Genomic DNA, 10118 nt, shown 5'->3' on the forward strand with positions numbered 1-10118 from the left:
ATTACAAAAAGGATCAACCAGTGTGAAACTAGTTGATCCTTTTTGTAATAATTTGGATTTATCCATGATGCCCTCTTCTTGGTCGGTCGAAATAACATTCATTACAGATTGCGAAGGAAAAGCCGATTGGCAGGTTTTTGCCGCAACGCTTACATACTCTTTTGGCTGGTTGGATTCCGGTCTTTAATTGTTCATGTATTTTGTCACTTATTTCTTCTCGAACTCTTTCCCAATAGTGGGCTTCAGTTTGTTTTCCTAATTTATAAAGAAATAGTAAGTGTAGACCTACTGCTTTATAGGATAGCTCGAGTTCTTCTAGTCCCGCTTTCTTCAGGATCGGATCGGGTAATGGTTGTCCATCAACGATCGCTTCCAAGGTTTTCTTCCATTGTGTTCGCAGTGATTGTTCATTTGATGAAAAAGGCAAATGTAAAAAACCATATAGGTCTGGTAACGATAGCTTTGCCTCAATGATCGTATCCTCAACCAATTCATATAACATTCTTTCCTCGTGGAGGGTAGCTTTTTTTGTTCCTTCAGGACTTTGAAATTGATCCCAAAGGTAGAAGAACATTCTCATTTTCCGAGAGTATTTTTGAAAACGTTCTAGTACCGCATTTGTTGGTGCGATCGCAAAGCCCTCAAGTGGGGTATCCTCTTGCTCTAATAGACGCGTCATTGTCTTAATATCGCTCGTAAATGCGACTTTTCCGATCTCATAAATTCCACGTCTTCCTGCCCGCCCTGCTATTTGCTTCACTTCCTGAGAGGTTAACAATCTTCTTCTCGTTCCATCAAATTTATCATTTTCTAAAAACACGATCCGCCTGATTGGCAAGTTAAGTCCCATTCCAATTGCATCCGTAGCTACAATTACTGTTGTTTCCCCATTATTGAAACGCTCTATCTGTTTTTTCCTTGTTTCCGGAGGCATACTACCGTATATCATACTCACCCGACTTCCACTTCTTTGCAGCTCGGATGCTGTTTCAAGCACTCTTCTTCTCGAAAAACAAACAAGTGCGTCACCTTTTCTTGTATGATTCAAACGAAATAGATGAGGCTCTACCTCTAGTGGCACATCCCGATGATATTCATGCACTTCTACATTTGAGTTTCCAAGTAACTGAAGGATCATCCATTTTGCATGAAAACTACAAATGATATGGACCTCTTTTGCGTTTGCGTTTGTAATGGCTTTATACCAAGAGAAGCCACGGTCTTTATCGGATATCATTTGTGCCTCATCAATCACTACCACTTCATAAAAGTCCTTTTCTCTTAGCATTTCAACGGTTGCTGATAGATGATTTGCACCCGCTACTACCTTTTCTTCTTCTCCTGTTTTTAAATTGCAAGGTACACCTTCTTCATTCAAAGTTTCAAAAATTTCGAGTGCTAATAATCGTAGAGGAGCTAAATAGATCCCGCTACTAGCATCCTTCATTCTTTGGATTGCTTGAAAGGTCTTTCCTGTATTCGTCTCTCCAACATGTAATACATACTGAATATTTCGGCCAGGTGATAAATTGTATGCGCGACCGAAAATATCATCAATCATTCTTTGTTCTTCTTCTTTTTGACGTCTTAACTCTTCTTTTTCCTTTTCTACTCGTTCTTTTCTGTCAGTAATATCTTTTTCAAAAATTTTCTGATGCTTTTCTAAATCAAATGGAATATCAATCAATTTCTCAAGATCAGACACATATTCCTCTAGAATATCCTCGAATAAATCATCACGAACATCGAGAAAGTACTCATATGCTACTTCCTGTATAAACGCATCAGATAATGGTTCTTGAAAGCTGTTTTTGCATTCTTCGAATATACGTTCTGGTAAGTGAGATTTTAACCAATCCGGGCCGAAATCCATAAGTTGATTTAAAATGAGATTTTCGTATAGCTCGATCAAGTTTTCCTGATAGAAATATCGGTTATGTGCGAGTTCCGTTTCTTTGTATAAATAAGAAGCTAAAGTTACTTCATCTGATGATAGAACCATTCCCTTTTGCTCAATCTCTATTGCTAAATGACTTCCTAGTAAATATCGAATCCTTAAATAAAGTTCCTCGTAGTGGTTACTTAGTATTTCGTTGAGATAAAAATTGAGCTTCAGAATGAATTTTCTCTTAATTTCTCTAACTTGTTGTTTCTTTACTCGAGATTCAAAATCTTCTCTTGCAGTTTTATATTTTTGCTCCCATTCATTCGGTTGATTTGTAAATGTGTCCTCAAGCCAGGAGATACAGTCAAAGTGCTCGACATCACGAATCTCTGTTCGAAATAATTTATTTAGTAGCTTTTTAGTAACACCTTCTACTTCAAAGCCACGCTCCTCTAAATATGCCTTTTTTTCTGAAAAAGGTGCTTGAACCGCGGTGTTAAGCCAAGCGTTTAGCCAGAGTTGATCGAGAAAAGAACTTCGTTCACGTACATATTGTTCAAAGTTAGGGATTGTTTCTTTTTGTTCTAGGTAATGATGGATATCATCCATAATCATTTGTTTTGCCCTTACGACTGCTTGATAATAGTACTGTCCAAATTGATTGTTCATCTAATTTCTCCTTGCCAACATGAAGTATTGTTTTTAGTTTATATAAGACTGGGAAAAAATATTATTATAAGGATGATATTACCACAACATCACGCTTGATCTGTCTGATACAATTTGAAAGATAATGCTAATCTGGAGGACCACATCATGAAAAAACGATATATCTTCCTTACTATTTTGTTGGTTGTGATATTTGTAAGTGGATTATTTACAGGTACGATGCTAACAAATCAAAGTCAAACCGAAAATAAAATGACAAGGAATGCACCTCATTCCTCTAAAACACCGACACCTAAAGAAATGCCAAAGCTGGATAAAACGCAGTCTAAGGTTTTAGTCGGGTATGTCCAGGATTTTCGGGATCCCAATCAGATTGATTATTCTAAACTAACTCATATTATCTTTTCCTTTGTTCATCCAACAAAGGATGGTCAGATTCTATTTACAGGCGATCATGCAATCGAGAATCTAAAAAACATGGTTGCAAATGCACATAAACACAATACGAAGGCGATGCTTGCTGTCGGTGGTTGGTTCCATATGAATGGCGGCGAATCGTATGATTATTTTTCAGCAGCGCTCGCAAATCCGATTTCCCAAGAGAAACTTGTAAATGAGCTTATTGCAGTAGTTGAACGGGAAAATCTTGATGGAATTGATATTGATTTTGAACACCCTCGAAATGATGCAGATGTAAAAAATCTACATCAATTTATGAAAGTATTAGGTGAAAATCTACATGCTAAAAATAAGGAATAATCAATTGCTGTTCATTCAAAAATACATGGACAAACATTAACAGAGCTTGGGTATGTTAAATATGAGCCGTCAATGTTTCAATCTGTCGACTATGTAAATATTATGGCTTATGATGGCCAATGGGATGGTGGCTACTTTGCAGAAAATCTATCACCATATCCATTTACCGAAAAAATTGTTGGTTATTGGACGAATCTCTTTGACACATATAAATTACCAAAGGAAAAGCTTGTCTTAGGTGTTCCATTTTATGCGCAGCCAGCTGACCCGAATATCAAGCAAGTTTCATTTGATGCAATTGTAGAGGCAAATCCTGCAAATGCAACAAAAGATACAGTGGATATGAATGGTACAACCTATTTTTATAATGGCCAAACAATGATGGCAAGAAAAACGCAGCTTGCATTAAATCACGGTTTTGGTGGTATGATGATTTGGGAGCTCGGCCTTGATTCAAAAGGAGCACACAGTTTAACAAATACATTGTATGAATCGATTGCCTCTACAAATATAAAGAATTATTATACGCTGAAGAAATAATTAGCTGTCATGTTATTTAAATTTTCAACCATCCTAAAAGATGGAGGTGAAAAAACATGGTAAATCGTAATCCGGTTGAATTTACAGGTAAAGTGTTAGATAAACGGAATACATTAACAGGTCCAGATGATGAAGGTAGGGTAGGACATCCAAAGCGTCCCCAAAATGTACAGATAAATAAAGAAAAATAATATAAGAAAAAAGTGATTCGTAAAAGAATCACTTTTTTTAAGATGATGTAATTTGACCACCATTCACATGAATGGTTTGACCAGTAACAAAGCGGGAATCATCAGAAGCGAGGTACACATAGGCTGGGGCAAGTTCAAAAGGCTGTCCTTGTCTGTCCATCGGGTTACCTGCAAGCGGGACTTGGTCTGCAGAAAAGCTCGAAGGAATAAGTGGTGTCCAGACCCGACCAGGTGCAACAGCATTGACCCTTATTCCCTTTGTCACAACATTATTAGCAAGTGCACGTGTAAACCCGACAATGGCTGCTTTCGACATGGAATAATCAATTAATTGGTCATTCCCATGGTAGGCAACAACAGAAGTTGTATTGACGATTGAACTACCTGCTTTTAAATGCTTTAAAGCAGCTCTTGTCGTATAAAAATATGAATATACATTGACTTTCAGGGTTTCATCAAACTGTTCATCTGAAATATCAAGGAGACTAAGCTGCTGAAATTGAATACCGACATGATTAACAAGAATATCGAGATTTCCAAAGGATTTAACCGTGTCTTCAACAATGTCTATACATTTTTGTTTTTCTCGTAAGTCACCCGGTAAAAGTAAACAACGCTGATTAAATTCTTCAGCCTTTGCTTTTGTTCGATTCGCATCCTCATGCTCATCTAAATATGAAATCGCCACATCTGCGCCCTCTTTTGCAAAGGCAATTGCGCAAGCCGCACCTATTCCACTATCACCACCCGTAATTAACGCAATCTTACCTTTTAACTTGCCACTTCCTTTATATTGAGGGTTGTCAACGATTGGTCTAGGCACCATTAGGCTTTCGACACCTGGTTGACGATATTGACGCTGCTCAGGAACTGTTATAGCAACATCCTTATACTCCGTAATTTTTCCGTAACTTGGATAAATCGGGTAGTTTTGACTCTCCCTATCCCCTTCTTCAAAACGAGACATAGGCAAACCTCCTGATACTTAATCTGCTTTAGTCTATGAAGGATACCCGGAACAGTGATAAATTCGCACTTAAGGTACGGGCTCATCATTAATAAAACATGAATAGACTAACTTAAGAATCATGAAGGAGGTTTAATTCATGCGATATTACTACAGTCCTGAGGTGAAATTTTTACTGGTCAACGAATCAAAAGAACGAGTCGAGGTATCATATATCAATCATAGCTTTGAACTACCTCAAATTGGGGCAAGACCGCCCTATTATTACAATCCTCGTTACGAACATCATTATCCTGTAATTTAAAAGAATCAACATGGGGAATCTAACTCTATAATGAATAAGAGGAGGATTTCTACGATGGATAACACCGATGGAAAAATCAATCCAAATGACAATCCCATTCGTGAACGGATGAGAAAAAGAAATGCAACTGATTTTAGCAGTTCATCGTTAAGAAGGATTGCACTCACACAATTGGTTCGAAAACGCTAAAAACGTTAGGGTCACGTCCCTAACGTTTTTTGCTTATACAGTTGCAAATTGTAGCTCTTCATATAATTTTATATATTCCTTTGAAGATGCTTTCCAGCTAAAGTCAAGCTTTAATGCTTTTTCTGATAACTCTTTCCATTTCCTTGGCTGGAAACGGTAAAACCAAATCGCACGCTCTATCGTATACAACATGTCATGTGCATTGTAATTCGTGAAGCTAAAGCCGTTACCTTGACCGGTAAATTCATTGTAAGGTTGAACTGTATCTTTAAGTCCACCTGTCTCCCTTACTAAAGGGAGTGTGCCATAGCGGAATGAGAGTAATTGACCGATTCCACAAGGCTCAAACTGTGATGGCATTAAGAACAAATCGGAACCCGCATATATTTTTCGAGAGAGTGCCTCGTCAAAAAAGATACTCGCTGATACCTTTGTTGGATAACGGTAGGCTAGCTCCCTGAAGGCATCCTCATAATGGCTTTCGCCTGTTCCAAGTAAAACAAACTGCACATTTTGGTTAAGTATTTCTTCAAACACATGCAAAACAAGATCAATTCCTTTTTGTTCGACGAGTCGGGTAATCATGGAGATGACAGGAACATCCTCTTGTACCGGAAGTCCAAGATGCTGCTGTAATGCTCGCTTATTCACCATTTTACCTTCGTATGAATCATAAAAGGTAAAAATCGCCTTGTCTGAAGCGGGACTATAATTTTCATCATCAATCCCATTTACAATTCCTTGTAACTCAATATTTCGTTTTCGTAAAAATCCATCCAACTGCTCCCCATAATAAGCCGTTTGAATTTCATTTGCATAGGTTGGGCTAACGGTTGTAAGAGCGTCAGCAAAGGCCAATCCGGCTTTCATATAACTGACATTCCCAAAAAACTCAACACCATCTATATGAAAATAGCGTTCACTCACATCAAGTAATTCACCTAAAACAGACTTGGGGTAAACTCCTTGATAGCGTAAATTATGAATCGTAAATACCGTTTTAATACCCTGATAGTCAGGATGGTTTGAATAATGTGCTTTTAATAAAAGTGGAATCGGTCCTGGTTGCCAATCGTGGCAATGAATAATATCTGGCTTTACATCTAGATATGGGATGGCTTCCAGTACCGCTCTTGAGAAGAAAGCAAACCGCTCTCCATCATCATAAAAACCATAGCTACCGTATCGCTTAAAATAATACTCATTATCTAAAAAATAATAGCTAATTCCGTTGTGGATTAATTTTTCAATGCCACAATATTGTCTCCGCCATCCTAATGGCACTTCAATAATTCGTTCTAATACAAGCTGTTCCTTGTATTGATCGGCTAGATCACCATATTTCGGCAGGATTACATTTACCTCTATTCCTTCCTGTTGTAGAGCGTTTGGTAAAGCTCCTATTACATCACCTAGTCCGCCTGTTTTAATAAATGGAGCACACTCTGATGCTGCGAATAATACGTTCATGATTTTCCTCCGTTAGATGATCTCAGCTTTTTTGATAACCGTTGGAGTAAGTTCCCCAATGATTACTTTTTCTGATGTGATATTCACTTGTTTATCTGTTATCACATTTTCAAGGTATGTACCTTCGTCAATGACGCCTTTTTGCATGATAATACTGTTTTTAACAGTGGCCCCTTTGCGAATTTTCACCCCGCGAAAAATAATACTATTTTCAACCGTCCCCTCTATATCACTGCCGTTTGCAATTAGAGAATTGCTAACATTTGAGGTAGTGGAATATTTGACTGGTGGTTCATGCTTTGTCTTCGTATAAATCTCCCAGTTGTCAAAGAAAAATTCCTTTGTTACCTGTGGATTTAAGAATTCCATATTCGTTTTATAATAGCTTGAAATTGAATGAATAAATGGCATATAACCTTTAAAATGATAGCTGTTTACTTTAAGACGATGTAGATTCGCTTTGACTAAATCCCGGATAAAATCATATTCCCCGTTTTCATAGCATTTCGTAATCAGTTCAATTAATAGTTTCTTTGAAAACACAAAGGTTTCTGTACAAACAGGGTCACCCTGTTTTGGAGTTGTATAGAGTTCTAGATTTGTTACTTTATCATCAGCATTTAGGATGCATTTATGATAGATTGGTTTTTCCACTGGCTCTCCATCATATTGTTTGTAAACAATAGTTAGATCTGCACCGCTTTCTCTATGGCTTTTTATCACTTCATTAAAGTTTATTTTATAGACATGGTGGCCTGGAGAAAAAAGGACGGTGTCTTCATGGGATCGCTTGAAAAACTCTAGGTGATCATAAAATTGCTGAATGTCACCGACGATACTTTGATCAGGGTTGATTGGAGGTAAAATAAACAAACCTCCATTTCGTCGGTCGAGATCCCATTCTTTTCCATTTCCGAGATGATCCATGATTGAACGATATTTATCCTTTGTAAAGACGCCAACCTTTTTAATTTGGGCGTTAATAAAATTGGACATTGTAAAATCGATTAGTCGATATCTACCTCCGAATGGTACAGCTGCCAAACATCGATGTTGGGTTAATTCTTTTAAATATTGTTTATCATTCACTAAATTAATTACACCAATTACTCGTTCCAATGCCAATCGCTCCTCATGTGATAATTATTTACTAACGGATAATGGTCTTACAGTGTTTTCATCTCCAACTAATGTAATGGAAGCATTTGGGGCATCTGACCCAATATGTGCTCCATCCGGAATGCATAAATCACTTGCGATAATCGCTTTGTGAATCGTTACGTTTTTGCCGATTTGAACATTCGGCATGATAACAGAGTCTTTAATGACTGAATTCTCTCCAACCTGTACATTGTATGAAAGAACTGAGTGGTCAATCGTTCCTTGTACTATGCAGCCTTCATTAATTAATGACTGAGAAACTTCTGCTTCCGGTGATATATATTGTGGCGGATGAGTTGCGATTCCCGTAAAGAATGGCCAGCTTGGATCATGTAAATCAAAGCCAGGAGCATCATCTAATAAGTCCATATGAGCTTCCCAAAGGCTTTCAATTGTACCGACATCCTTCCAATAACTATCAAACTGATACGCATATAATTGATTATTGTCTTTAAGTAATTTAGGAATAATATCCTTCCCAAAGTCATTTGAAGATTGAATATTTCCTTCATCTTCATTCAGGTATTTTTTTAATAACTTCCATTTGAATAAGTAAATCCCCATTGAAGCAAGATTGCTTTTTGGATTTTCTGGTTTTTCATCAAATTCAACAATTTTCTTTTCATCGTCTGTATTCATAATGCCGAAGCGACTCGCTTCTGCCCAAGGAACTTCAATGACTGCAATTGTAGCAGCAGCACCCTTTTCCAGGTGAAAGCGAAGCATCTTACTATAATCCATTTTGTAAATATGATCGCCAGATAAAATAAGGACATATTCTGGTTCATATTGCTCGATATAATGGATGTTTTGGTAGACTGCGTTGGCAGTTCCTTTGTACCAATCTCCGCCATTCTTTCCAAGGTATGGCGGAAGGACTGTTACTCCCCCATTGTTCCGGTCTAAATCCCAAGGACGCCCATTGCTTACATAATTATTGAGCACATGTGGGCGATATTGGGTAATGACACCTACTGTATCAATACCTGAATGGGTACAATTACTTAAAGGAAAATCAATAATTCGGTATTTTCCACCAAACGGAACAGCGGGTTTGGCAAGGGTTGTTGTTAATTCCCCCAATCTTGACCCTTGACCACCTGCTAATACAACTGCAATCCACTTCTTCGACCTCATTTTTTGATGACACCTCGTTTTCTCTTTTTTGTCTCTTTTCTAAAGATACTAATTGCTAATGGTGGAACTTTAATTGTAATGCTATAAGGCTGATTATGTGCTGGCGTCTTATCAACTAGTAAAGCATTCGCGTTAATCTGCCCGGATCCTCCAAATTCCACTGAATCACTGTTAAACAATTCTATATAACTCCCGGTTGATGGGACGCCAATACGATAATTTTCATAGACCTCGGTAGAGAAATTGCAAACGATGATCGAGTAATCCCCCTTGCGCTTGCCGTGTCTCATGAATGTAATTACAGATTGTTCATGATTATCAGGGTCGATCCATTCAAAGCCTTCTTGTTCATGATCCAGTCTCCAAATGCTTGAATTCATGTGATAAAAATGCTGAAGCTCTTTGAAATAGGTCTGGAGCTTCGTATGAGAATCGTAGTTTAGGAGCATCCAATCTAACTCCTCAAGCTCTTTCCATTCGGAAAATTGACCAAACTCCCCGCCCATAAAGAGAAGTTTTTTCCCAGGATGGGTCATCCAATATCCATATAATAATCTTAAATTCGCAAACTTTTGCCAGTAGTCTCCCGGCATTTTATCTAATAGGGATTTCTTCCCGTGAACAACATCGTCATGTGAAAAAGGTAAAACAAAGTTTTCTGAAAACGCATAGAAGAAGGAAAAAGTTAATAAATTATGGTGATAACGTCTATCGGATGGGTGCAGACGCATGTATTTAAGAACATCATTCACCCAGCCCATATTCCATTTATAATTAAAGCCTAATCCGCCTGCAGAAGTTGGAGCAGTTACAAGCGGATAATCGGTTGCCTCTTCTGCAATCATT

General features: G+C 37.8%; 9 protein-coding genes and 1 pseudogene. 4 read left to right on the forward strand and 6 right to left on the reverse strand.

Annotated elements, in window-relative coordinates; all coding sequences use genetic code 11:
• Positions 1–58: 58 nt before the first annotated feature.
• Positions 59–2554, reverse strand: coding sequence for a DEAD/DEAH box helicase (locus V7147_RS15460; protein WP_335368734.1), 2496 nt, complete (start codon positions 2552–2554; stop codon positions 59–61).
• Positions 2555–2854: 300 nt separating this feature from the next.
• Between V7147_RS15460 and V7147_RS15465 the strand changes: the two are divergent.
• Positions 2855–3853 (forward strand): annotated as a pseudogene (locus V7147_RS15465) (glycosyl hydrolase family 18 protein).
• 56 nt (positions 3854–3909) lie between these two features.
• A complete protein-coding gene (locus V7147_RS15470; protein ID WP_335368735.1) occupies positions 3910–4044 on the forward strand; it encodes a hypothetical protein in 135 nt (44 codons plus the stop codon).
• Positions 4045–4081: 37 nt separating this feature from the next.
• On the opposite strand, the gene V7147_RS15475 is transcribed toward V7147_RS15470, so the two are convergent.
• Complete coding sequence (locus tag V7147_RS15475; RefSeq protein WP_335368736.1) at positions 4082–5011, reverse strand: SDR family oxidoreductase; 930 nt, start codon at positions 5009–5011, stop codon at positions 4082–4084.
• A 139-nt stretch (positions 5012–5150) separates the two neighbouring features.
• Here V7147_RS15475 and V7147_RS15480 point away from each other — a divergent pair, with 139 nt between their 5' ends.
• Both V7147_RS15480 and V7147_RS15485 read left to right on the forward strand, forming a co-directional pair.
• A complete protein-coding gene (locus V7147_RS15480) occupies positions 5151–5315 on the forward strand; it encodes a hypothetical protein (RefSeq protein WP_335368737.1) in 165 nt (54 codons plus the stop codon).
• A 54-nt stretch (positions 5316–5369) separates the two neighbouring features.
• On the forward strand, positions 5370–5504 hold the full coding sequence (locus V7147_RS15485) for a hypothetical protein (protein WP_335368738.1): 135 nt from the start codon (positions 5370–5372) through the stop codon (positions 5502–5504).
• A 33-nt stretch (positions 5505–5537) separates the two neighbouring features.
• On the opposite strand, the gene glgA is transcribed toward V7147_RS15485, so the two are convergent.
• The 4 genes from glgA to V7147_RS15505 all read right to left on the reverse strand — a co-directional run.
• Complete coding sequence (gene glgA / locus V7147_RS15490) at positions 5538–6974, reverse strand: glycogen synthase GlgA (protein ID WP_335368739.1); 1437 nt, start codon at positions 6972–6974, stop codon at positions 5538–5540.
• Between the two features lie 12 nt (positions 6975–6986).
• Positions 6987–8093 carry a glucose-1-phosphate adenylyltransferase subunit GlgD gene (glgD, locus tag V7147_RS15495; RefSeq protein ID WP_335368740.1) on the reverse strand — a complete coding sequence of 369 codons (1107 nt, stop codon included), beginning with the start codon at positions 8091–8093 and terminating at the stop codon, positions 6987–6989.
• Between the two features lie 24 nt (positions 8094–8117).
• Complete coding sequence (locus V7147_RS15500) at positions 8118–9272, reverse strand: glucose-1-phosphate adenylyltransferase (RefSeq protein WP_335368741.1); 1155 nt, start codon at positions 9270–9272, stop codon at positions 8118–8120.
• Positions 9269–10118: alpha amylase C-terminal domain-containing protein (locus V7147_RS15505; protein WP_335368742.1), on the reverse strand; the 850-nt coding region annotated here is incomplete at its 5' end. The genes V7147_RS15505 and V7147_RS15500, both read right to left, overlap by 4 nt.

This window comes from Bacillus sp. JJ1521 (assembly GCF_036965165.1).
Lineage (GTDB): Bacteria > Bacillota > Bacilli > Bacillales > Bacillaceae_L > Ferdinandcohnia.